This is a genomic window from Lentzea aerocolonigenes (assembly GCF_000955955.1).
Taxonomy (GTDB): Bacteria; Actinomycetota; Actinomycetes; order Mycobacteriales; family Pseudonocardiaceae; genus Lentzea; species Lentzea aerocolonigenes_A.
The window spans coordinates 1-23,371 of sequence record NZ_JYJG01000395.1 but is presented as its reverse complement, the minus strand read 5'-3'; the positions used below and the strand labels follow the sequence as shown (position 1 = coordinate 23,371).

General features: G+C 68.7%; 23 protein-coding genes. 8 read left to right on the top strand and 15 right to left on the bottom strand.

What is annotated here, in order from left to right; all coding sequences use genetic code 11:
* Positions 1 to 721 (top strand): SDR family oxidoreductase (locus UK23_RS40115; protein WP_045317030.1); only part of this gene is annotated, 721 nt, incomplete at its 5' end.
* A complete protein-coding gene (locus UK23_RS40110) occupies positions 721 to 1,317 on the top strand; it encodes a flavodoxin family protein (RefSeq protein WP_045317034.1) in 597 nt (198 codons plus the stop codon). The genes UK23_RS40115 and UK23_RS40110, both read left to right, overlap by 1 nt.
* Positions 1,318 to 1,339: 22 nt before the next feature.
* On the opposite strand, the gene UK23_RS40105 is transcribed toward UK23_RS40110, so the two are convergent.
* The 10 genes from UK23_RS40105 to UK23_RS40060 form a co-directional block, all read right to left on the bottom strand.
* Positions 1,340 to 1,927 carry a phosphatase PAP2 family protein gene (locus tag UK23_RS40105; RefSeq protein ID WP_063778164.1) on the bottom strand — a complete coding sequence of 196 codons (588 nt, stop codon included), beginning with the start codon at positions 1,925 to 1,927 and terminating at the stop codon, positions 1,340 to 1,342.
* A gap of 33 nt (positions 1,928 to 1,960) precedes the next feature.
* On the bottom strand, positions 1,961 to 2,632 hold the full coding sequence (locus UK23_RS40100) for an SDR family oxidoreductase (protein ID WP_045317029.1): 672 nt from the start codon (positions 2,630 to 2,632) through the stop codon (positions 1,961 to 1,963).
* Complete coding sequence (rfaE2, locus tag UK23_RS54885) at positions 2,632 to 3,291, bottom strand: D-glycero-beta-D-manno-heptose 1-phosphate adenylyltransferase (protein ID WP_330770556.1); 660 nt, start codon at positions 3,289 to 3,291, stop codon at positions 2,632 to 2,634. The genes UK23_RS40100 and rfaE2 overlap by 1 nt, the downstream gene beginning before the upstream one ends.
* A 630-nt stretch (positions 3,292 to 3,921) precedes the next feature.
* Positions 3,922 to 4,497: a D-sedoheptulose-7-phosphate isomerase gene (locus UK23_RS40090; protein ID WP_045317028.1), complete on the bottom strand. Its 576-nt coding sequence runs from the start codon at positions 4,495 to 4,497 to the stop codon at positions 3,922 to 3,924.
* The gene (locus UK23_RS40085; RefSeq protein WP_045317027.1) at positions 4,494 to 5,693 is read right to left on the bottom strand and encodes a glycosyltransferase; all 1,200 of its coding nucleotides are present in this window, start codon (positions 5,691 to 5,693) and stop codon (positions 4,494 to 4,496) included. The genes UK23_RS40090 and UK23_RS40085 overlap by 4 nt, the downstream gene beginning before the upstream one ends.
* Positions 5,690 to 6,550 carry a glycosyltransferase gene (locus UK23_RS40080; RefSeq protein WP_063778163.1) on the bottom strand — a complete coding sequence of 287 codons (861 nt, stop codon included), beginning with the start codon at positions 6,548 to 6,550 and terminating at the stop codon, positions 5,690 to 5,692. Before UK23_RS40080 ends, UK23_RS40085 begins: the two co-directional genes overlap by 4 nt.
* Entirely contained in the window at positions 6,547 to 7,536 is a 990-nt protein-coding gene (locus tag UK23_RS40075; RefSeq protein WP_045317026.1) for a glycosyltransferase family 9 protein, read from the bottom strand. Before UK23_RS40075 ends, UK23_RS40080 begins: the two co-directional genes overlap by 4 nt.
* Positions 7,533 to 8,048, bottom strand: coding sequence for a D-glycero-alpha-D-manno-heptose-1,7-bisphosphate 7-phosphatase (locus UK23_RS40070; RefSeq protein ID WP_045317025.1), 516 nt, complete (start codon positions 8,046 to 8,048; stop codon positions 7,533 to 7,535). The genes UK23_RS40075 and UK23_RS40070 overlap by 4 nt, the downstream gene beginning before the upstream one ends.
* 52 nt (positions 8,049 to 8,100) lie before the next feature.
* Positions 8,101 to 9,093, bottom strand: coding sequence for an NAD-dependent epimerase/dehydratase family protein (locus tag UK23_RS40065; RefSeq protein WP_045317024.1), 993 nt, complete (start codon positions 9,091 to 9,093; stop codon positions 8,101 to 8,103).
* Positions 9,090 to 9,485, bottom strand: coding sequence for a ChaB family protein (locus UK23_RS40060; RefSeq protein ID WP_045317023.1), 396 nt, complete (start codon positions 9,483 to 9,485; stop codon positions 9,090 to 9,092). Before UK23_RS40060 ends, UK23_RS40065 begins: the two co-directional genes overlap by 4 nt.
* A 45-nt stretch (positions 9,486 to 9,530) precedes the next feature.
* Between UK23_RS40060 and UK23_RS40055 the strand changes: the two genes are divergently transcribed.
* Positions 9,531 to 10,883 carry an aldehyde dehydrogenase family protein gene (locus UK23_RS40055; RefSeq protein WP_045317022.1) on the top strand — a complete coding sequence of 451 codons (1,353 nt, stop codon included), beginning with the start codon at positions 9,531 to 9,533 and terminating at the stop codon, positions 10,881 to 10,883.
* A gap of 84 nt (positions 10,884 to 10,967) precedes the next feature.
* Here the strand turns inward: UK23_RS40055 and UK23_RS40050 are convergent, their stop codons facing one another.
* The 5 genes from UK23_RS40050 to UK23_RS40030 form a co-directional block, all read right to left on the bottom strand.
* A complete protein-coding gene (locus UK23_RS40050) occupies positions 10,968 to 12,191 on the bottom strand; it encodes a UDP-glucose dehydrogenase family protein (protein WP_045317021.1) in 1,224 nt (407 codons plus the stop codon).
* Positions 12,143 to 13,027, bottom strand: coding sequence for a glycosyltransferase family 9 protein (locus UK23_RS40045; protein ID WP_231114893.1), 885 nt, complete (start codon positions 13,025 to 13,027; stop codon positions 12,143 to 12,145). The genes UK23_RS40050 and UK23_RS40045 overlap by 49 nt, the downstream gene beginning before the upstream one ends.
* Entirely contained in the window at positions 13,024 to 13,923 is a 900-nt protein-coding gene (locus UK23_RS40040; RefSeq protein WP_045317020.1) for a glycosyltransferase, read from the bottom strand. The genes UK23_RS40045 and UK23_RS40040 overlap by 4 nt, the downstream gene beginning before the upstream one ends.
* Positions 13,920 to 15,512, bottom strand: a complete 1,593-nt coding sequence (locus UK23_RS40035) for a carbamoyltransferase (RefSeq protein WP_045317019.1) — start codon at positions 15,510 to 15,512, stop codon at positions 13,920 to 13,922. Before UK23_RS40035 ends, UK23_RS40040 begins: the two co-directional genes overlap by 4 nt.
* 347 nt (positions 15,513 to 15,859) lie before the next feature.
* On the bottom strand, positions 15,860 to 16,768 hold the full coding sequence (locus UK23_RS40030) for an NAD-dependent epimerase/dehydratase family protein (protein ID WP_045317018.1): 909 nt from the start codon (positions 16,766 to 16,768) through the stop codon (positions 15,860 to 15,862).
* 89 nt (positions 16,769 to 16,857) lie between these two features.
* On the opposite strand from UK23_RS40030, the gene UK23_RS40025 reads away from it, so the two are divergent.
* The 5 genes from UK23_RS40025 to UK23_RS40005 all read left to right on the top strand — a co-directional run.
* Positions 16,858 to 17,823 (top strand): cation diffusion facilitator family transporter, encoded by a 966-nt coding sequence (locus tag UK23_RS40025; protein ID WP_045317017.1) that lies wholly within the window; start codon positions 16,858 to 16,860, stop codon positions 17,821 to 17,823.
* A gap of 34 nt (positions 17,824 to 17,857) precedes the next feature.
* Positions 17,858 to 20,113 carry a molybdopterin oxidoreductase family protein gene (locus UK23_RS40020; RefSeq protein ID WP_045317016.1) on the top strand — a complete coding sequence of 752 codons (2,256 nt, stop codon included), beginning with the start codon at positions 17,858 to 17,860 and terminating at the stop codon, positions 20,111 to 20,113.
* Entirely contained in the window at positions 20,113 to 20,574 is a 462-nt protein-coding gene (locus tag UK23_RS40015; protein WP_045317015.1) for a hypothetical protein, read from the top strand. Before UK23_RS40020 ends, UK23_RS40015 begins: the two co-directional genes overlap by 1 nt.
* 3 nt (positions 20,575 to 20,577) lie before the next feature.
* The gene (locus tag UK23_RS40010) at positions 20,578 to 22,065 is read left to right on the top strand and encodes an MFS transporter (RefSeq protein WP_045317014.1); all 1,488 of its coding nucleotides are present in this window, start codon (positions 20,578 to 20,580) and stop codon (positions 22,063 to 22,065) included.
* Positions 22,066 to 22,253: 188 nt separating this feature from the next.
* Positions 22,254 to 23,371 (top strand): HNH endonuclease signature motif containing protein (locus UK23_RS40005; RefSeq protein ID WP_045317013.1); only part of this gene is annotated, 1,118 nt, incomplete at its 3' end.

Here is a 23,371-nt window from a genome sequence, read left to right as displayed (position 1 = left end):
GGGCGGTGGTGCCGACGTCGGCATCACCTACCACCAGGACGCCGACGGCGCCGCGAAGACCGCTGACCAGGTGCGCGAGGCAGGCGCTCGCTGTGCCGTCCGGCAGCTCGACCTCACCTGCCTGCCCACCGCCGCCGCTGTCGTCGACGAACTCGCCGAGGAACTGGGCGGCGTGGACATCCTCGTGAACTGCGCCGGCACCGGCAGCAGCCAGAAGGTCATGGACATGGAGTTCGACACCTGGCGCGAGGTCATCTCGGTCGACCTGGACGGCGCCTTTCTCTGCTGCCAGCGCGCGGCCAAGCACATGATCGCCGCCGGTCGTGGCGGCCGGATCATCAACATCACCTCGGTCCACGAACACCTCCCGCGCGTCGGAGCCGCCCCCTACTGCGCCGCGAAAGCCGGTCTTGGCGCGTTGACCGAGGTGCTCGCGCTCGAGCTGTCCGAGCACGGCATCACGGTGAACTCCGTGGCACCAGGGGAGATCTCGACGCCGATGACCGACCAGGAGGACGTCGACCCGCACACCCAGCCCCGTCCAGGAGTCCCGCTCGGCCGTCCTGGTCACGCTCACGAGGTCGCGGCCGTGGTCGCGTTCCTCGCCACTCCGGCCGCCGGTTACGTGACGGGCGCTTCGTTCGTCGTGGACGGAGGCATGTCCCTGATGGGACCGCAGGCCAGCGGAATGCTCAACGACGAGAAGTGGAGGCAGCCCTGATGCGTGCCGTGGTGCTCAACTGCACCCTCAAGAAGTCGCCGGACCAGTCCAACACCGACCTGCTCGCCCAAGTCGTCGTCGACGAGCTGACCAAGAAGGACGTCGAGGTCACCACCTATCGGCTGGGGGACCACAACATCCCGCCCGGTGTCACGACCGACGAGGGTCCCGGCGACGAGTGGCCGCGCATCCACGCCTCACTCCTCGGCGCCGAGATCCTGGTCGTCGCGACGCCGACGTGGGTCGGCCGGCCGTCCTCGCTCGCGCAACGGGCGCTGGAGCGGATGGACGCGATGATCTCCGAGACCAACGACGAAGAGCGACCGGTGGCCTACAACCGGGTCGCGGGTGTGGTCGTGACCGGCAACGAGGACGGCGCGCACCACGTGATCAGCGAGATCGCCGGAGGGCTCGGCGACATCGGCTACACGATCCCGGGGCAGGCCTGGACGTACTGGAACAAGGGTCCGGGGCCGGGGCCCAGCTACTCGGACACCGACGAGGGTCACGAGTGGTCGGAGAACACCGGGCGGACCATGGCCGCCAACCTCCACGCGGTCGCCCTGGCTTTGGCGGAACGCCCGATCCCGGCCTGACCGAGCGCCACGAGCACGCCGATCACGAGCGGCCAGTGAACACCGGCCGGACCATGACCGCCAACCTCCACGCCGTCGCCCTGGCTTTGGCGGAACGCCCGATCCCGGCCTGACCGAGCGCCACGAGCACGCCGATCAAGAGTCCTCCCAGGACATCCGTCGGCCAGTGCACGCGGGTGCGCAGGCGGCTGTAGGCGACGAGGAGCACGAGCGGCGTCACGACCACAGCGGCCCCGCGGTCCTCCAGCGCGGTGGCCGCGCCGAACGCGGCGGCCGTCACCGCGTGCTTGGAGGGGAACGACGACGAGTCGGGGTGCTCGGGAAGTGCCTGCCGCGCAGGCATGTTCGCGGCGGGCGGCCTCTGGCGGTGCACGACCACGCTGATCAGGTGGCCGATCGGCATCGCCACCGCCGCTGCCGCGAGCGCGCGTTTGGCGGTCTTCTTCTTGCCGCACAACGCGAGAACGCCGGCGACCGGTAGCCAGAGCACACCACCGCGTGCGGTCTCACTGGCCCCGATCACCAACCGGCTGGGACGTCCAGTCGGCAAGAACTCGCTGTCGTGCAACGAGTCCTCGTCCAGTTCTTCCAACTCATCGTCACCGTTCACCCTGAACTGATACCCAGATCGGGCGGTGTGAAATCAGGGCCAGGACGGTTCCTCGCTGTGCGCGATCACGAGCTCGCGCACCTCGCAGTCCTTCGGCTGGCTCAACGCGAACACGATCGCCGCCGCCACCCGGTCCGGCGGGTTCAGCTTCTCCAGGTCCTTCGGCCGGTACTGCTCGGTGCGGTCGTCGAAGAAGTTCGTCCGCATCCCACCGGGCACGACCAGCGTGACCCCGACCCGTCCCGCGGTCTCGGCCGCCAGTGCGCGGGTGAACCCGACGACCCCGAACTTCGAGGCGCAGTAGGCCGTCGCGTCACTGACGGCACGCAACCCGAGCGTGGACGCGACCGTCACCACTCGCCCGTTCCGCAGATGCGGCAACGCGGCCCGCACGACGGCAGCCGTGCCGAACAGGTTGACCTTGACGACGTTCTCCCACTCCTCCGCCGGGACCTCCGCCAACGTGCCGCAGCGGTCGACACCGGCCGCCGTGACGACGCCGCCGAAGCCGCCGTGCCGTTCGGCGAGCTTGGCCACGGCGGCTTCGGCTGCCCGCCCGTCCGACAGGTCCACCAGTTCGAAGTCCGCGGTGGAGGGCGCCGACTTGTCCAGCACCAACGGTGTTCCCCCGGCTTCGCGCACCGCGTCCACGACGGCCGCGCCCAGCCCGCCCGCGCCTCCGGTCACCAGCACGTTCCCCAGCATCAAGCCCTCCTCGACAGGATCTCAGTGGTCGAATGCCCGCGGTGGTACGGCACGACGACCGTCCGGCCGCCCCAATGCCGCACGACTTCGGCTTCCGGCAGCAGTTCGGCGGTGTAGTCGCCGCCCTTCACCCACACGTCCGGCCTCAGGCGCCTCAGCACGTGTTCCGGCGTGTCCTCGCCGAACACGACCACGTCGTCCACGGACTCCAACGCCCGCAACACCTCGATGCGCTCGTCCTGCCGGTTGACCGGCCGGCCCTCACCCTTCAGCCTCCGCACCGACAGGTCGGAGTTGAGGCACACCACCAGGCAGTCCCCCAACGCCCGCGCCGCAGCCAGCATCCGCACGTGCCCGGGATGCAGGACGTCGAAACACCCGCCCGTGGCAACGACAACGCCGCCACGCCGGCGCACTTCCTCCACAGTGGACGGCAGCGGTGCACGCATGCCCGAGACCCCGCCGTGAGCCAGGAACTCGGCAGCGGCCCCCACCGCGTCAGCAACGGCGTCGTCCAGAGCGGCACCCGCGGCCAGCCGGACGGCGGCCGTCACGGCGAACCTGTCCCCCGCTCCACACGGATCGGCTACCGGAACAGCGGGCGCGGGAACGGCGACCGGCGTCCCTCCACAGTGGAGCAATGCGCCCTTTCCGCCCATCGTCACCACCACGGCCCGCGCCTGCCAGTACGACAACCTGCCAGTCCGACAACAACTTCGCCGCGGCCTCATCCGGATCGGCCGTACCGCTGAACGCGGTGGCTTCGGAAAGGTTCGGCGTGGCCAGCCGGACTCCGGGAACCGGTGCCGGTCCGCGCGGATGCGGATCCCACACCACCGGCACCCGCGTCAGAACCGCTCGCAGCCGTTCGTCGCGCAGCAGCCCGCGGCCGTAGTCGGAGGCGAGCACGAAGTCCGCCGACAGCACGACGTCGAGCATGTCGTCGGTGACCTGCGGTGCCTCCGAGCCACCACCACGGTCCACGCGGGCCAAAGACGTGCCGTCACAACGCAGACGTGTCTTCACCGGCACGGAAGCAGCCCGCCCGAACACGCGGGGCACGTCGACCAGGGACCGCAGCCGCTCCCCCGTCTCGTCCTCGGACAACGCGCTGACCAGGGTCACGTCCACGCCGTCCCGCGCGGCCATCGCAGCCGCCAGAGCAGCTCCACCGGCTCGTGCGTGCTCGCCGACGACATCGAGCACGGGCGCAGGAGCGTCCGGGCATAGCCGCGAGACAGTTCCGACAACATCGATGTCCAGCAACGTGTCGCCAACAACGACGAGCTTCACGACGCCCTCCGATAGGCCGCCGGCAGTGCCGCTTCGAAGGCCTCGCACAACGCGTGCACCACCACCAGCTGTGCCTCCTGCACATGACAGGCGTCGCCGGGCAGCGCGAGCGTGTCGTCCGCCAGTGAGGCCAGCGGGTTGGGCGACGGCCCGGTCAGCGCCCACACTCTCGCTCCCGCCAACCGGGCCGCATGCGCTGCCTCCAGCAGGTTCGGACTGCGCCCGCTCGTCGACAGCAGGATCACCAGATCACCCGGCCTCGCGTGTGCCGTGATCTGCCGCGCGAAGACCTGGTCGTAGCCGTAGTCGTTGGCGATCGCGGTGACGCTCGAGGTCTCGGAGCACAACGCCAGCGCGGAGAACGGCGCGCGGTCGTGCCGGTAGCGCCCGACCAGTTCGGCCGTCAGGTGCTGGGCTTCCGCGGCGGATCCGCCGTTGCCGGCCGCGAGCACCCTGCCGCCGTCCACCAGCAGTCGCGCGAGCGATGCGCCCCAGCGGTGGATCCGCCGGGATTCAGCACGAAGACCGTCGAGCGTGCCGGTCAGTCCGTCCAGGTGGCTTTCGACCGTCACCGCGCCACCGCCAAACCGTCGCTCGCACCGACGCGCTGGTAGACGAGCTCCGTGCGGGCAGCGACCTCGTCCCACGTGTATCTGGCCTGCACCCGGTCCTGACCGGCCATTCCGTACGCCATGCCACGAGAGCGGTCCGCGAGCAGCCTGCGCAGCGCCCGGCCCAGGTTCCTGGGGTCACGCGGCGGGGTGAGCACGCCCGTGACGCCGTTGACCACGGTGTCCGTCAATCCGCCGACAGCCGACGCGACCACCGGGACACCGCACGCCATCGCCTCCAGCGGCACGATGCCGAACGGCTCGTACCACGGCACGCAGGCCACGACGTCCGCCGAACGCAGCAGAGCCGGCATGTCCGCGCGCGCCACCTGTCCGATCAGGTGGACCCGGTCCGACACACCGCAGGCCTCCGCGCACGCGAGCAGCCGTTGCGCCTCGGGGTCGTTCTTCAGGTCGCGGGCGCCTCCCGCGATCACCAGCTCGGTGTCCGGAACGAGTGGCAGTGCGGCGATGAGGTCCTCGAAACCCTTGCGCGGCACCAGTCTGCCGACCGACACGATCCGATGTGGTGCGGCCCGCCCGGCGACCGGCCCGATCGGCGCGAACAGCTTCGTGTCGACACCGCACGGTACGATCGTGATCTTGTTCCGCTTCAGGCCCATGGCGATCAGTTCGTCGACCTCGTCGTCACAGGTGGCGGCGACGGTGTGAACCTCGTGTCCCACCAACCGTTCCATCGTGATCCGGTCGGCCGGGCTGGTGTCCTGCGCGCCCTGGTGACGGCGCTTCACCGTGCCGAGCGCGTGATAGGTGTGCACGACCGGGATGTGGTCGCGGCGCACGGCCAGCACCGAGGCCAGCCCGGACATCCAGAAGTGGCTGTGCACCACGTCCGGCCGCTGGACCTGCCAGTCGCGCATCAGGAACTTGGAGAAGTCGGTCATGTGCGGCAGGAGCTCGTCCTTCGGCACCTGCTTCGCCGGTCCCGCGGGCACGTGCACGACCTCGTAGCCGTCCGGGGTGGCGACGCGGCGGGGTAACCCGCGGGCGTCGCGCCGGGTGTAGACCGCCACCTCGTGACCCCGCAGCACAAGTGCTGCCGCGAGTGCCGCCACGTGGACGTTCTGTCCTCCCGCGTCGGCACCTCCCAGAGCCGCGAGCGGGCTGGCGTGCTCCGACACCATCGCGATCCTCATCCGATCACCTCCTTCAACAGCACGTCCCAGTTGCGCAAGAACGCGTCGAGCCCGTAGCGGGTGAGCGCGAAGTCGCGCGCCCGTTCTCCTTTTTCCTTTGCCAGCACGGGATCTGCGATCAGCTCCCGTGCCTCACGCACCAATTCCTCCACGTTGGCCGAGATGGCACCCACTTCCGCCGGCAACCGCACTGCCTCCGTGCACGCCAATGCGACCACCGGCATGCCGATGTGCATGGCCTCCAGCAACGACAGCCCGAGCGACGTCCAGCGCGGGGTGTGCACATAGACGCGCCGCCGGGCGAGTTCCCGGTGCAACGTCGGCAGATCGTGGTCCCCCAGGCCGCCGATCTGCTCGGTGTTCATGCCGAACACGTCGACGGGGTCGAATCTCGGCAGCAGGTCCGTGCCGACGATCCGGCCACGGCGGACCGGGTCGTTGATCACAGCCGCCGCGCGCGGGAGTTCCCCGGTGTAGAGCGGCCCTGGGTCGACGACGCCGTGCTCGATCACGACGGTCCTGGTGCTGCCGCAGTCCCACATCAGGTCGTTGAAGTGCGTGACGTGCACGACCGTGCCGTCCCACCCGGCCAGCGGATGCTCCTCGGCGGGCGCGCGCGGCGTGTTGTGCTCCAGGTACACCACCGGGATGCCGGCCGGCACCTGCGAGAGCTCCTCGACCCGTTGCACGACCGCGACATCGGCATCGTCCACTTCGGACAGACCTACTTCACTCGCCTGCCACGGCCTTCCTGCCAGCCCGATGCCATGTGGTGGTCCTGGAATCAAGTACTCGTGCCCGCCCTGGACGAACGAGTGCGTCCACGACCCGTGCACGTGCCACAGCAGAATCCTCACGACGTCACCTCTGCCACGGCCGCGACGACATCAGCGGGGTCGACCAGATCGAGGCACGGGTGACCGGGCACCGGGCAGTCGCGGGCCCTCGTCCCACGACACGGTGCGTTCTGGTCACCGAGAAGCACATGCCGTCCGTGCGGAGCCCACCTGACAGCCGGCACCACCGGGGCGAACAACGACACGACCGGTGTACCGACCGCGGCCGCGAGGTGGGCGGGGCCGGTGTTGCCGACGACGACGGCCTCGGCACCGGCGAGCACCCCGGCCAGTTCGCGGAAGCTGGTGCGCCCGCCCAGATCGGTTCCGCACGCGCCAGCGACGTGTTCGGTCAGCCCGGCTTCTGCCGGGCCTCCGGTCACGACGACGCGATGCCCTGCCGCGGTCAGCGCGACCACGGCCTTCGCCCAGCGATCAGGCGACCAGGTGCGGGCGGGCGCCGTCGCACCGGGGTGGACCACCACGTACGGATGGCTCAGTTCGGTCCCTGTGAGTTCGAACGCCGGCGGCTCGACGATCGCGAGCCTGCCGTCAGCGGCGTCGAATCCCGCGGCGCGCGCGACTTCCAGCGCCCGTTCCGCCTCGGGGACGTCCGGATCGTCGCGCAACCGGACGTCCAGCAGTGATCCGGCGTAGTCGACCGATCGCGCGACGATCTTCGGCACGCCCGCCAGCCGCAGCAGCAACGCCAGCGGCAGCGGGCTCTGGTGGAACGAGGTGAGGATCAACGCCACATCGGCGCGAACTCCGCGCACCAGCGCCGTGACGGCCTCGACGTCGAACGGCCGGACGTCCGGTGCGGGGTGGACGACCCACGGGCATTCCCACTCGACGATCCGGGTGACGCCGGGCAGCAGTTCCGCAGCCTGAACGCCGCTGGGACCGCACAGGAGGACGACCTCGCCCGCCGCCGCGGCCGCGCGCACGGCCGGTCCGGCGAGCAGCACGTCGCCGTCGCTGTCGAGTCGTGCCACGAGGGTTCTCACCGGACCATCTCCAGCACGGCGTGCAGGTCAGGGGCGGTGTGGGGCGCTTGTTCGACCTCTTCTGGCCGAGTCACCGCGGTGGGCACCAGAAGCGGTACGGCACCAGCGGCGCTCGCTGCCGCCACATCCGCCCCGATGTCGCCGACCAGCAACGTGCGCTGAGGGCTGACCCCGAGCGCGGCACAGGCAGCGAACACCAGGCCGGGAGCGGGTTTGCGGCACGCGCAGCCCTCGGCGGGGTGGTGCGGGCAGACCTGCCAGGTGCCGAACCGGCCCAGCAGCTCCTCCACCCGTGCGTTCACCGCGGCGACCTGCGTCTCGGTGAGCAGTCCTCGGCCGATGCCGGACTGGTTGGTCACCACGCCCGTGCGAATGCCGTGTGTGCGCAGGTCCCGCAACAATTCGCGGGCACCTGGCATCGGCGCGACACGGCTCGGATCGCCGTTGTACGGGACGTCCTGGATGAGCGTGCCGTCGCGGTCGAAGAGCACCGCGTCGAAGGCCTGGTCCATAGAGGAGATTTAGCCTTCGGCGACGACTTGAAACGCTACTCGGCGAAGCGGTTCACAACACCGGGCTGGCCTGGACGCCCTTGCCTTCGCCGATTCCCCGCACGAGCGCTTGAAGCGTCTCCTGCGCGTCGTACCGCGGTTCCCAGCCGAGCTCCGTCCGTGCCCGTGACGCGTCCAGCAGCGGCGCCTTCAGGGCCAGGTCCACCCATCCCGGCGGAGTGGGCTGCAGCCTCAATCGCCAGGTGACATTCGCCAGTAGGCGCAACAGCCACGGCGGGACGGGCACGTGCCGACCGCCCAGCACCTCCGCCAGGACACGGGGAGTGACGACAGGTTCGGCCACGAGGTTCACCGCGCCGTGCAGTCGTTGCTTCAGGATTCGCGCGAGGGCGTCGGCGACGTCGTCCGAGTGCACGAACTGCAGCACCAGGTCGCTGGGCAGCGGCAGGATCGGAATCCGGTGCCGGAACAGGGCTTTCGGCACCAAACCGCCCAGGAAGTAGTCGCGGATCTCGGAGCCCGCTTCGGACTGCAGGATCAGGCCGGGGCGTGGCCGGGAGATCAGCATGCTGGTCTCGAACTGGTTCAGCATGTGCTCCACCGCGGCCTTGTGCCTGCTGTAGAACGACGTCCTCACGCCGTCGACCGGCCAGCCCTCGTCGACCCGCTTGTCCTTGCGCGACGGCGAGTACGCGCCGACCGAGGACATGTGCACGAGGTGCGGTACGCCGGCTTTGGCCGCGGCGGTGAAGACGCGGGAGGAACCGGCGACGCTCACCCGGTACAGCTCGCGTTCGTCGCGCGACGGCTGGATGAGCCACGCGAGGTGGACCACGGCGTCGGCGTTCTCGAACGCGATGTCGAGCAGCTCTTCCGCGCCGGGCTGGCCGATGTCGACCGGTGTCCAGTCGAGTCCTTTGTACGGCGGCGCGTCCTGCGGCGGACGGCGGGAGATGCCGTGCACCTGGACGTCGGGTTCGTCGGCGAGCCTGCGCAGGAGCGCGGTGCCGACGTTGCCGGTCGCACCGGTGACGACGACCTTCACGATCGTGCCCGCGCGGTCTCGCGGTTGTTCGCCTTCTCGATGGCGTCGACCAGTTCGTCCTTGGTCATCTGCGACCGGCCCTCGATCTTGAGCCGCTTCGCGATGTCGTAGAGGTGTTGCTTGCTCGCGTTGGCGTCCACCCCGCCCGCGGTCTCACCTTCCGCCGGTGTGCTGCGTTCAGCCTGCTTGTCCGACGGACCCTTCTCCTTCTTGGGCTCCCAGTGGTCGCCGACCTTCTCGAAGCTGTGTTTGAGCGCCGAGAACGCGGTGCGGTGCGCCCGTTCGCCCTCGCCGTACGTCTCGACGGCGGAGTCGTGCGCCTTGATCCACGTCCGCTGCGCCTTCTTCGGTGACCGCGCCACCGTGCTGGGCAGTTCCTGACGTCCGGGCATGGCCCCTCCAAGGTTTCGACCTGCGCTGACGGGTACCCGCCAGTGATGACCGCCATGCACGCCATCGACGTCCACAGCCCCCGCGACTCGCAACTGGTCGGCTGGCTGCCCACCGCCACTTCCGCCGAGGTGTCCGCCGCGCTGTCGTCGGCCCGGTCCGTCTGGCCGACCTGGGCGTCGGTGTCAGCGGCGGAACGCGGCGAAGCGCTGAAGGAAGCCGCTTCGTCGTTGCGGGCACGGGCGAGCGATCTCGCGACAGTCGTGGAAACCGAGACCGGACGGCCGTTCGGGTCGGCTCGCGAGGGCGTGCTGGCGGGTGCGTCGACGCTGGAGCAGTACGCCGAGCTCGGTCCAGTCCATCGTGGACGGTCGCTGCTCGGTTCGGCGGTGGACTTCATGGTTCCAGAACCACGCGGTGTGGTGGTCGCGCTGACGCCGTGGAACGACCCGGTGGCGGTGGCGTGCGGGTTGCTGGGCGCGGCGTTGGTCACCGGGAACGTCGTGGTGCACAAGCCGAGTGAACGCTGCCCGCACACAGGTCTGTTGCTCGCCACCGTTCTCATGCCGTGCTTCCCCGCCGGTGTGCTGCAGACGCTGGTGGGCGATGGCGAGATCGGTGGTGCGCTGGTGAGTTCCTCCGACGTCGACCTCGTCGCACACGTCGGCAGCACCGCGGCCGGGCGTGCGATCGCGTCCGTGTCCTCAGCGAAGTTGTTGCTGGAGAACGGGGGCAACGACCCGTTGCTCGTCGACGACGACGTGGATCCGGCCTGGGCCGCGGCGCAGGCGGCGTTGGGCGCCTTCACGAACGCGGGTCAGCTGTGCACCTCGGTCGAGCGGATCTACCTGCACAAGACGATCGCCAAGCCGTTCCTGGACGCGTTGTGCGCCGAGGCCCGCAGGTGGAACGAGAATCCGCAGCCGCTGGTCGACACGCGGCACCGTTCGTCGGTGCACTCGCAGGTCGCCGACGCGCTGGGAGTCGGGGCCTCCGCCCTGGTCGGCGGTTCGGTTCCGGACGGTCCCGGCGCCTACTACCCGGCGACGGTGCTGGCGGACTGCTCGTCGGCGATGCGGGTGATGTGCGAGGAGACGTTCGGCCCGGTCGCTCCGGTGCAGCTGGTGTCGTCGTTCGACGAGGGCCTGTCGGAGGCGTGCTCCGGCGACTACGGCCTGGCCGCCACCGTGCTGACCAGCTCGATGGAGCACGCCCAACGCGCGTGGCGGTCGCTTCCGGTCGGCACGGTGAAGATCAACGCGGTGTTCGGCGGTGCTCCAGGAGGTGCTGCTCAGCCGCGTGGCGCATCCGGCACGGGGTTCGGTTACGGGCCTGAACTTCTTGACGAGATGACCACCACCAAGGTGGTTCACCTCGGGGTTCCGAACGGCCTGTCCTGAACACGACGACCACCGCCCACAACCACCGCCCACAACCACCGCCCACAACCACCGTCCACAACCAGCGCCGTTCACCTCGGGGTTCTACCGGCCAATCCTGATCAACCGGAACCCCGCTTCCGTCACCTTGTCCTCGGGCAGAACGTTGCGCGTGTCGAAGATCCGCGGGTGCCTGACGGTGTCCGCCAGCTCCGGCCAATCCAGCTCCGCGAACTCGGGCCATTCCGTCAGCACCACCAGCATGTCCGCGTCTTCCGCAGCTTCCGCGGCGGAGGTCGCGGTCTTGATGTCCGGTTGGTCGTCGCTGACGCACGGGTCGTAGGCCTTGAGCTCAACGCCTTCCTGAGCGAGCAGTGCGGCCACGACGAGCGCGGGTGAGTCGCGCAGGTCGTTCGTGCCCGCCTTGAACGTGAGGCCGAACAGCCCGATCTTGGCGCCGTCGAGCTTGCCGACTTCCCGGCGAATCCTGTCGACCACCCGGTGCGGCTGGTGCCAGTTGGTGCTGACTGCGGCTTCGACGGTCGCGAAGTCGACGCCGGCCGATTTCGCCGTGGCGAGCAACGCGAGAGTGTCCTTGGGCAGGCATGATCCGCCCCAGCCCGGTCCCGGTTGCAGGCAGGACGCGCCGATCCGGTCGTCCAGCCGCATGCCTTCGGTGACGCCGGTGATGTCGGCGTCGAGGTGCTCGCACAGTTCCGCCAACGTGTTGACGTACGACAGTTTCAGCGCCAGGAAGCAGTTGCTGGCGTACTTGACCAGTTCGGCGCTCGTGTTGTCGGTGAGCACGGTCGGCGCACCCGTTGCGGCGTACAGCTCGGCCACCTCGTGGGCCTGGCGCTCGGTCCGCGCGCCGACCACGATCCGTTGGGGGCGCAGGAAGTCCTCGACGGCATGCCCTTCCCTGAGGAACTCCGGGTTCGACACGACTCCGGGATGCCGGACCGCGGTGCCGACCGGAACCGTCGACTTCAGCACCACGCCGTGGTCGAGTTCGCCCAGCACTTCCTCGACCGCCGACAGATCAGCCGCGCCGTCGGCTCCGGTGGGTGTCGGCACGCAGACGAACGTGAAGTCCGCATCGGACGTCGTGCTGCCCGTGACGAACCGCAGGTTGCCGCTGTGCAGGCCTTCCACGACCAGTTCGCGCAAGCCGGGTTCGTGCAGGGTGATCTCACCCGCGTTGAGCGCCTCGATCTTGGTCTCGTCGTTGTCCGCGCAGATCACCCGGTGGCCGAGGTGCGCGAAGCAGGCGGCCGTGGTCAGGCCGACGTAGCCGGCTCCGATGACACCGATTCGCTTTGCTCGCACAACACACCTCCCACCGCGTCGAGGACTTCTTCCACCGTGATCTTCAGCAGCCCCGGATCGGGTTCGTCGGCGAACGTGTCGCCTGTCTCGCCGTGCCAGAGCACCCGGTGCGGGCCTCGCCTCGGTCCCCAGATGTCAGGCGAGACCGGTCCGAACAGCAGCACCGACGGCGTGCCGTAGGCGGTGGCGACGTGGGCGACACCGGTGTCGCCGCAGATGACGAGCCTGGCGGTGGCGATCAGGTCCATGAGCTCGGCCAGACTGCCGTTCACGGGGTCCGGGCTGACGTGGCGCGCCAGGTCGTACTCGCCCGGTCCCGCGGTGACGACGACATCGCGCAATGCCAGCGCGACAGCCTCGTACCTCTCCACCGGCCATCTGCGAGCGCCCGTGCTCGCACCCGGATGGATCACGACCTGGTTCGTCCGCGGACCGAGCGGGCGCAACCGGAAGTCGTCCGGATCGCACCGGATCCCGTTGCGCTGCAACAAGTGACACCACCGGGCCATCTCGTGCAGCTCGGCCGGCCAGTCCCCGGCCCATCCTTTGTAGGTGATCACGTGCCGTGGCCGCGTCGCCAGCAATCTCTCGACGCTCTGCGGTCCCTTGCCGTGCAGGTTCACCGCGAGGTCCGGCCGTTCGAAGTCGATCCGGCCGAGCTCCTCCGTCGGCAACAGCCGGTCCACGGCCTCGATCCGCTCCACCGCGTCCCTCAGCCACTCCGGGGCCGCGAGCGTGATCTCCGTCTGCGGAAACGCTGCCCGCAACGCCCGGAGCGCGGGCACAGCGGCCATCAGGTCCCCCAGCCCGAGCGCTCTCAGCACGAGAATCCTCACGGCCGCACCCGCCGATGCCGGACCTCGCCCCGGATCCGGTGCGCACAGGCGGCGGGCGGGATCAGCGCACTGGTGACCACCATCCGCGCGATCTCGTCCGGTGTCCGCGGTCCCGGGGCGATCCGCTGCACCGCGAACCACCCGGTGAGTGCCGCCCAGACCGTTCCCAGAAGTACTGCCGCCCGGCGCCGTCCAGTCAGTCCACAAAGGACAGCAGCGAGCCCCGCCGCTGTCGTCAACGCGTGCGTCCGAAGCCGTCCCCGCTGCCCGCCGATGCGCGAACGCCACCGCGCGCCCACCAGCCGTCGCATCAACGCGTCGTCGGCGTTGCCGCGCTGCTGGTCCACACTCGTCATGAAGGTCGCGGGCTTCACGGGGTGCGTCGTCACCCGCGAGCCCTGCAAGATCCGATAGCCGAGGTCCTGCACGCGCAACGCCAGCTCGGCATCCTCGCGGTAGGCACGGGGAAAGCGTTCGTCGAAGCCGCCGGACCGCGCCAACGCCTCCCGCCGGTACGCCATGTCAGCGGTGATCCAACGGGCAGTGGCCAGACCTGCGGTACCGCGTTCGGCGTCGGTGGGCCGGCGATCGCCGGGCAACGGCACGACGATGCGAGCCTGGGTGGCGCCGACGTCTTCCGGCAGGTCCGCGAGATCCGCGCTCAGCTGCTCTTTCCAGTCCGGCGCCAGCACCACGTCGTCGTCGAGGAACGCCACCCAGTCGCCACGGGCCTCGCGCCAGCCGGTGTTGCGCGCGGCGGCGGGGCCGAGGCCGGTCTCCCGGTCGTCCACCACGATGATCTCCAGCGGTTCCGGCCCCGAACCCTCGACCAGCGTGTCCAGCAGGTCGTTCAGGTTCGGGCGGCCGACGGTGGGGATCACGACGGAGTAGGTCATCGGCGCACCACGTACGGGCCGATGGCGAGCAGGTCGACCGGTGAGGAACCGAAGCACTCCAGGGCGTCACGGGGCGAGTCGACCATGGGACGTCCGGCGGTGTTGAGGCTGGTGTTCACCACGACCGGCACCCCGGTCCGCGCCTCGAACTCGCGCAACATCCGTTCCAGCAACGGATCGCCGGCCACGGTCTGCGCTCGCGCGGTGCCGTCCACGTGCACGACGGCGGGGATGCGATCGGTCCATTCCGGACGGACGTCGTGCACGAAAAGCATGTAGGGGCTGGGAATCGGCCCGCGCGAGAACACCTCGGCAGCCCGATCGGCCAGCACCATCGGGGCCACCGGCCGGAACTGCTCGCGGCCCTTCACGTCGTTGAGCCGGGTCAGGTTCTCGGCGAAGCACGGGTTCGCGAACAGCGATCGACGCCCCAGCGCACGCGGGCCGTACTCGCTGCGCCCCTGGAACCACGCCACGATCTTGTTCGCGGCCAGCGCCTCGGCCACCTCCACCGCCACGTCCGCGGGCTTCTCGAACGGCACCGCGGCGACGCGCAGCACCGTTTCGATCTCCTCGTCCGAGAATCCCCGGCCGAGGTCGGCACCGGGCATCGCGGACACCCGGTCCGACACGTGCAGCGCCGCCCCCAGAGCCGTGCCCGCATCACCGGCGGCTGGCTGGATCCAGACCTCGTCGAACGGTCCCTCAGCGAAGATCCGCGTGTTCGCGACGCAGTTCAACGCCACCCCGCCCGCCATGGTCAGCCGTCGTTCACCGGTGCGGTCGTGCAGCCAGCGCACCAACTCCAGCAGCACCTCCTCCAGCCGCACCTGCACGCTCGCGGCCAGTTCGGCGTGCTCCTGGGTCAGCTCTTCGTCCTTCGCCCGCTGTTTGGCCAGCGTGCTCCAGTCCAGCGGCCGGATCTCGAAGCCGCCTTCGTGAACCAGTACGTGCTCGCGCAGCAGGTCCAGGTGCACTGGCTTGGCGTGCGCCGCCAGGGCCATGACCTTGTATTCGTCGCTGGAACGCAGGAATCCGAGATGTTCGGTCAACTCCTCGTACATCAGGCCGAGCGAGTGCGGCAGCCGTTGCGACGCGAAAGTGGTCAGCTCATGGTCGACGTACCGGCCGGCCAGATGAGACCCGCATTCACCGCGACCGTCCGCCACGAGCACCGCGCAGTTCCCGTCGAACGGCGCGGCGAGCCCGGTGGAAGCGGCGTGGGCGACGTGGTGCGGCACGAACCGCACGATCTCGGGATCCAGTCCGGGCAACGCCGTCGCCAGGAACCGCGGAGCCTGGCGGGCGTAGGTCGTCCGCAGCTCCTCCCACGGCGCGTACTCGGCGTCGACCAGCGACGGGTCGTACGAATACGCCACCACGTCGAGGTCGGCGGCGGTCAACCCGGCCTGCTCGAGGCACCAGCGCGCGGCCAGCTCCGGCTGCTCCCACGCCGAGAACGGCACGGGCCGCTTGCCGTGCTTGCGACGGGAGAACCGTTCCTCCTCCGCCGCCGCCACGATCTCGCCGTCGACCACCAGTGCCGCGGCCGGGTCGTGGAACACCGCGTTGATCCCGAGAACTCGCATGAGGTGCGGCTACCCGGCAAACTCCCCGGCAAACGACGGAGATCCTGCCTCAACGGCGCCGGCGGCTACCCGGCAAACTCCACGGCAGACGACGGAGATCCCGCGCCAACAGCACCGGCAGCTACCCGGCAAAGTCCGCGGCAAACGACAGAGATCCCGCCCCAACAGCACCACCGGCTACCCGGCAAACTCCACGGCAGACGACGGAGATCCTGCACCAACAGCACCAGCAGCTACCCGGCAAACTCCACCGCAAACGACAGAGATCCCGCCCCCAACAGCACCAGCAGCTACCCGGCAAACTCCACCGCAAACGACAGAGATCCCGCCCCCAACAGCACCAGCAGCTACCCAGCGAACTCCCGGGCGAACGACCGGAGTCCCTCGTCCAGCGGCACGCGGGGCTGCCAGCTCAGGATCTCGCCGGCCAGGCTGATGTCCGGCCGCCTCCGCCGTGGGTCATCGGTCATCGGCTCAATGTGCCGGACGACAGAAGCACTGCCCGTGACCTCGATGGTCTTGTGCGCCACGTCCAGCACGGTGACCTCGGCGGGGTTGCCGAGGTTGATCGGGCCTGGGTGATCGCTGCGAGCCATCGCGAGCAGCCCGCGCACCAGATCCGAGACGTAGCAGAGCGACCGCGTCTGCAGCCCGTCACCGTGCACGGTCAACGGTTCGCCCGCCAACGCCTGCCGCAGGAACGTCGGGATCATCCGGCCGTCCTTCGCCCGCATCCGGGGCCCGTACGTGTTGAAGATCCGCACAATTCCCGCGTCCACGCCGTGCTCTGCCCGGAACGCCACGGTCATCGCCTCACCGAACCGCTTCGCCTCGTCGTAGACACTGCGCGGCCCGATCGGGTTCACGTGCCCCCAGTACGACTCCCGCTGCGGATGCTCCTCAGGGTCCCCGTAGACCTCGCTGGTGGAGGCGACGACCACGCGGGCTTTCTTGCGGCGGGCCAGATCCAGCACGTGGTAGGTGCCGAAACCGCCCGTCCGCAACGTGTCCACGGGCATCCGCAGGTAGTCCACCGGGGACGCCGGGCACGCCAGGTGCAGGATCAGGTCGACCGGTCCGAGCAGGTCCAGCGGCCGCGACACGTCCGCCGCGACCACTCCCACGCCGTCCGGCACGTTGTCCCGCGAGCCGGTGCGGAAGTCGTCGACGCACACCACCTGCGCGCCGTCACGCAGCAGCGCCTCGCAGACGTGCGAACCGAGAAAACCCGCGCCGCCGGTGACGACAACTCTCACGTCATTCCTCCTCTGTCCGTCGCCTGGTTCCCCCGGACAGCCGCCGCAAACACGTGTCACCTCGTTCGTGCACGGGTAGCCGGGAGCACATGGAAGGCAGCAGGCTCACCGTGCTCATCGCACTGCTCGCGAACCTCGCCGTCGCGGTGCTCAAACTCGTCGCAGGCTTGCTGTCCGGCTCCGGCGCGCTGCTGTCGGAGGCGGCGCACTCGGTCGGCGACACGTCGACGCAGCTTCTACTGCTCACCGCCGTCAAGCGTTCTGAGCGTCCGGCCGACGCGAAGCACCCGTTCGGGTACGGCAAAGAGCGCTACTTCTGGTCGTTGCTCGCCGCGTTCGGGATCCTGATCTCCGGCGCGGTGTTCTCGCTGTACCAGGGCGTGCACACGATCATCACGCCGCACGAGGAGAGCACCTACGTGTGGGTGAACTACGTCGTGCTCGCCATCGCGTTCGTCATGGAGGGTGTGTCGCTCGTGCAGGCGACCCGTCAGGTCCGCCGGGAGGCCGAGGAACACGACGTCTCCATGGCAGGAGAACTGCGCGGCACCGACGACCCGACACCGCGCGCCGTGTTCACCGAGGATCTCGCCGCCGTGATCGGCATCGTGCTCGCGGCGGCCGGAGTCGCGCTCCACCAGCTGACCGGATCCGCCGTGTGGGACGGCATCGCGTCGATCCTCATCGGCGTGCTGCTGGCCGTGGTCGCGGTGCTGCTCGGCCGCGTCTGCAAGGGCCTGCTGATCGGGCGCCAGGCTGACCAACGACTCGTGCGAGCCGTCTGGGACCACATCGAGAAGCAGCCGGAGGTCGACGATTTGGTCGACGTCCAGACAATGCTCACAGGAACGGACAAAGTGCTCGTATGTGCACGAGTCGACTTCATCGACACCTATTCGGCCGGTGACGTGGAACAAGCCTGCATTCGCATCGACAACGAGCTGCGCGAGCTGTTCCACGACGTCGACGAGGTGTTCATCCAGCCAGTACCCAGGTCGGACGCTGATTTGCGCGAGCGTGTTCTAAGGCGTTACGGGCGCGTTCTGACCGATTGAGTTTCAGCACGACAATGCCGGGTACTGCTTTTTCGTGGATCGCATCGCCGACGTATGGGGACCACGCACTCCGCACGGACGTGGAACTGACTGGCCGGTACGGGTCGACCAGCAGCTCGCGGACGGCCTCGGTGAGTCCGATGTGGACCGATGGGTTCAGTCGGCGTGCGTGTTGTGCAGCAACGGGTGCGGCTGCGACATCGCGGTCAAGGACGGTCAGATCGTAGGTGTGCGCGGACGGGCGTCAGACATGGTCAACCACGGCAGGATGGGCCCCAAGGGGCTTTACGGCTCGTGGCAGGCACATCGCAAGGATCGCCTCACGAAACCGCTGATCCGCCGCGACGGCGAACTGGTCGAAACCGACTGGAACACCGTGATGGACGCGATCGTGCGCCGCTCCCAGGATCTCCTCGCTGAAGTCGGGCCGTTGTCGCACGGCTTCTACACGAGCGGGCAGCTGTTCCTCGAGGAGTACTACACGCTCGGCGTCATCGGGAAAGCCGGCATCGGCACGCCGCACATGGACGGCAACACCCGCCTGTGCACCGCGACGGCCGGCGCGTCGTTGAAGGAGTCGTTCGGCTCGGACGGTCAGCCCGCCTGCCACGCCGACATCGACCTGTGCGACGCGCTGTTCCTCTTCGGCCACAACATGGCTTCCACGCAGACCGTGATGTGGGCACGCGTGCTCGACCGGATCGCCGGGCCGGATCGTCCACGAGTCGTGGTCGTCGACCCGCGCACCACGCCGACCGCCGAGGCCGCCGATGTGCACCTGGCGCCGTTGCCCGGCACCAACCAGGCGTTGCTGAACGGCCTGCTGCGCGCGCTGATCGAGCACGACTGGCTCGACCACGAGTACATCTCGCGGCACACCCTGGGTTTCGACGAGCTGAAGGCGACCGTCGAGCCGTACACGCCGGAGCACGTGGCCTCGATCTGCCGCATCTCCCCCGTCGACCTTCTGCGCGCCGCCGAGATCTTCGGCACGTCCGAGCGCGTGCTGTCGACCGTGCTGCAGGGCTTCTACCAGTCGCACCAGGCGACCGCCGCGTCGTGCCAGGTCAACAACCTGCACCTGCTGCGCGGCCTGCTCGGCAAGCCGGGCAGCGGTGTGCTGCAGATGAACGGCCAGCCGACCGCGCAGAACACCCGCGAGGCCGGTGCGGACGGCGACCTGCCGGGCTTCCGCAACTGGGATAATCCCGAGCACGTCCAGGAGCTCGCGCGACTGTGGCACGTCGACCCGCTCACCATTCCGCACTGGGCGCCGCCGACACACGCGATGCAGATCTGGCGCTACGCCGAGCAGGGGTCGATCAAGTTCCTGTGGATCTCCGCGACCAATCCCGCTGTCTCACTGCCGGAGCTGTCGCGGGTTCGCGACATCCTGCGCCGGGAAGACCTGTTCGTGATCGCGCAGGACGCGTTCCGCACCGAGACGACCGAGCTGGCCGACGTCGTGCTGCCCGCCGCGTTGTGGGGCGAGAAGCAGGGCACCTTCACGAACCTCTCGCGGGTCGTGCACCTGTCCGAGCAGGCCGTCGAACCGCCCGGTGAGGCACGCAGCGATCTCGACATCTTCCTGGACTACGCGAACCGCATGGGTTTCCGCAACCGCGACGGCGATCCGCTGATCACCTGGAAGGACCCCGAGGGTGCGTTCGACGCGTGGCGCGAGTGCAGCCGCGGCCGTCCTTGCGACTACACCGAGCTTTCCTACGAGCGGCTGCGCGGTGGCAGCGGAATTCCCTGGGGTGGCGAAAGGCTCTACGCCGACGGCCACTTCCCCACCGATGCTTCTTACTGCGAGGACTACGGGCACGACCTGCTGACCGGTGCTTCGACGACGCCGACCGACTACAAGGCTCGGCGACCGGACGGGCGCGCGTTCCTCAAGGCCGCCGAGTACACCCCGGCGCCAGAGCAGCCGGGCGACGAGTACCCGTTCATCTGCACGACCGGTCGCACCGTCTACCACTTCCACACCCGCACCAAGACCCGTCGCGCTCCCGAGCTGCAGAAGGCCGCGCCGGAACCGTGGGTCGAGATGTCCGCCTCCGATGCCGCCACGCTCGACCTGGCAGACGGGGACGTGGTGCGGGTCGAGTCCGAGCGCGGGTTCGTGGAGGTTCCGGTCCGGATTGGACGGTGCCGCGACGGTGTCGTCTTCCTGCCCTTCCACTACGGCTTCCAGGCCGCCAACGAGCTGACGGCGACCCAGTGGGACCCCGTCTCGAAGCAGCCGCTGTTCAAGATCAGCGCCGTGCGGATCAGGAGGGTCTGATGCATCTCGCGACCTATCTGGGACTCCTGCACACCTCGCTGCAGACGCTGGCCGACGCGTTCCGCGAGGTCGCGAAGGGTCATGGCGACGAACCGGACGTCGAACACACCTGTCACGTGCTGTCGAAACGCATCGACGCCCAGGTCGAGAAGCTCGGCCCGATCGTCGAAAGGTATGGCGAGCACCGCGAGCCGGAGCCGGAACGCCTGCACGCGGCCGAGTTCTCGCAGACGCGCAGCGGCGGTGTCGGCCTGCTGCGCGACCTGCAGGACCTCTACGCGCTGGCGTCGTTCACCGACATCACCTGGACCGTCGTCGGCCAAGCCGCACAAGGCTTGCGCGACAAGGAACTTCTCGACGTCGTGAGCTCGTGCGAACAGGACACCGCACGACAGCTCGCGTGGTTGAAGACGCGGATCAAGCAGAGCGCACCGCAAGCGCTCATCGCGGCGAGAGGCTGACAAATGGACACTGGGGTTCGCACGCTGATTCCGGCGCGCATCGACAGGCTGCCGTGGTCACCGTTCCACACCCGCATGGTCATCGCGCTGGGTGTGGCGTGGATTCTCGACGGACTTGAGATCACGGTCGCCAGCGCGATCGCCGACACGCTCACCAAACCGGAGACGCTGCACCTGTCGTCGACCGCGGTCGGCCTGCTCGCGACCGTCTACCTGATCGGCGAGGTCGTGGGCGCTCTGTACTTCGGCCATCTGTCCGACCGCCTGGGCCGCCGCAAGCTCTTCATGCTGACGCTGGCCGTCTACCTGGTCGGCTCCGGCCTCACCGCGTTCACCCTCGGCAACGGTGCTGGCTGGCTGATCTTCTTGTACCTGACCAGGTTCATCGCCGGCATGGGCATCGGCGGCGAGTACGCGGCGATCAACTCCGCGATCGACGAACTGATTCCCGCGCGCTTCCGAGGCCGTGTCGACATCGCGGTCAACGGCACCTACTGGGCGGGCGCGGTGCTCGGCACGCTCGGCTCGTTCATCCTGCTCAACAAGGTGGACCTGTCACTGGGCTGGCGGCTCGGGTTCCTCATCGGACCGGTGCTGGGCCTGGTGATCCTCTTCGTGCGCAGGCATCTGCCGGAGAGCCCGCGGTGGCAGATCATGCACGGCCGCAACGACGAGGCCGAGGAGTCGATCGCGCGAATCGAGCACGAGGTCGAGGAGACCGGCCGAACGCTGCCGCCGGTAGACGAGAAGAAGGCGATCGAGGTCAAGCCGGCAGAACAGATCGGCTACCTGGCGCTGGCCCGCGTGTTGTTCCGCGAGTACCCGTCACGAGCGGTGCTCGGCGCGACACTGATGATCACGCAGTCGTTCCTCTACAACGCGATCTTCTTCACCTACACCTTGGTGCTGGGCAAGTTCTACGGCGTCTCGTCGGAGTCCACGCCGCTGTACCTGATCGCGTTCGCGGTCGGCAACCTGGTGGGCCCCTTCACGATCGGGCACCTGTTCGACACGATCGGCCGGCGGGCCATGCTGTTCTGGACCTACGTGCTCTCGGGCGCCCTGCTCGGCGTGACCGCCGTGCTGTTCTACACCGGCGCGTTGAACGCGATCACGCAGACCATCGCGTGGTGCGTGATCTTCTTCTTCGCCTCGGCCGGTGCCAGTGCGGCCTACCTGACCGTCAGCGAGATCTTCCCGTTGGAGGTGCGGGCGAAGGCGATCGGCGTGTTCTTCGCGATCGCTCAGTGCTTCGGCGCGCTCGGTCCGGTGATCTACGGTGCGTTGATCGGGACGGGTGACCACCCCGTGCGGCTGTTCATCGGGTACCTGGTCGGTGCGGTGATCATGATCGCGGGTGGGCTGGTGGCGCGGTTCCTCGCCGTCGATGCGGAGAACAAGTCGCTGGAGGAGATCGCGTTGCCGTTGTCCGCTACTGCTCGTCGAGGTCGTACGCGGGCTGAGGGGGCAGCTTCGCCGTTCTCGACGTAGGCGGTTGCGGGGCGTGGTCCATTTCGTGCGATTGTCATAAGGTCCGCAGGTAACCACCAGGCGTGTCGTGCGTCGAGAGAGAAAAACGACGCACGACACCTATGACACCTGGCTTGACCTGCATGTTCACCCGATTGTGTGGCGCCGATCCCCCTTTTCGTAAAATGATCATGAATAGAATTGGAGGCATGGAATCCGTCGAGGTTCTCGATGCTCTCGCTTATCACGAGAAACAGATCGCCTATCATCAGGCGCAGCGTCTGCACGTCCTCGCGGACTATGCGATCGCGTGTGAGGGTGAGGAGTTCTTCGAGGCCGAGATCGCGATCGCCGCTGCGATGAAGTGGACGTCGCGGTGGACGAGTGATCAGGTCGCGATGGCGCTGGAGATGGTCACCAGGCTGCCCCAGACCATCGACGCCCTGGAAAAGGGCGAGATCGACTTCTACAAGGCACGCGTCCTCTACGACAAGACCGTTCCCCTGTCAGCGGATCACGCCGCCGAGGTCGAGGCCCGTGTGCTGGTGAAGGCCCCAGACCAGACGGGCGCGCAGATGCGTCGGCTCACCAACCGAGTCGTGATGCGGGTGGATCCGGAGGGCGAGAAGGACCGGGCGGAGATCCGCAAGGCCCAGCGTTGCACTGGCATGGACACGCTGGACCACGGCATGGCTCGCTTCTGGGCCCTCCTGCCGGGAGACACGGCCACCATGTGCTACCAGCGCGTCGACGACATCGCCCGCTCGGTCCGCAACCCGAAGGACCCGCGCACGCTGGACCAGATCCGCGCGGACGTGGTCGCCGACTTGATCCTCGCCACCCCGGACAAGACCAGCTCCGTCAAGACCGAGGTCTACGTGACCATCTCCGCAGCCACCTTGATGGGTCTGTCCGAACAGCCGGGCGAACTGGCTGGCTACGGCCCGATCACCGCCGAGATGGCCCGCGAGTTGGCCGCCGACGCGACGTGGCGGCGCCTGCTCACCGAACCGACCAGCGGCGAGCCACTGGAGTTCGGCACCAGCACCTACCGCCCACCAGCCGCCCTACGCAGGTTCGTGTGGACGCGAGATCGAACCTGCCGCTTCCCCGGTTGCATGCGCCCGTCGCACGAGTCGGATCTGGACCACACGGTCCCGTTCCCGAATGGCCCCACCTCAGAAGCCAACCTGGGCGCCTTCTGCCGCTACCACCACAGGGTCAAGCACCGGTCGACCTGGGAAGTGGCCCAACGCAAACCAGGCAGGTTCACCTTCACCAGCCCGGCCGGAAGAACCTACACCCGCGACCCCGAACCAGTACTCGG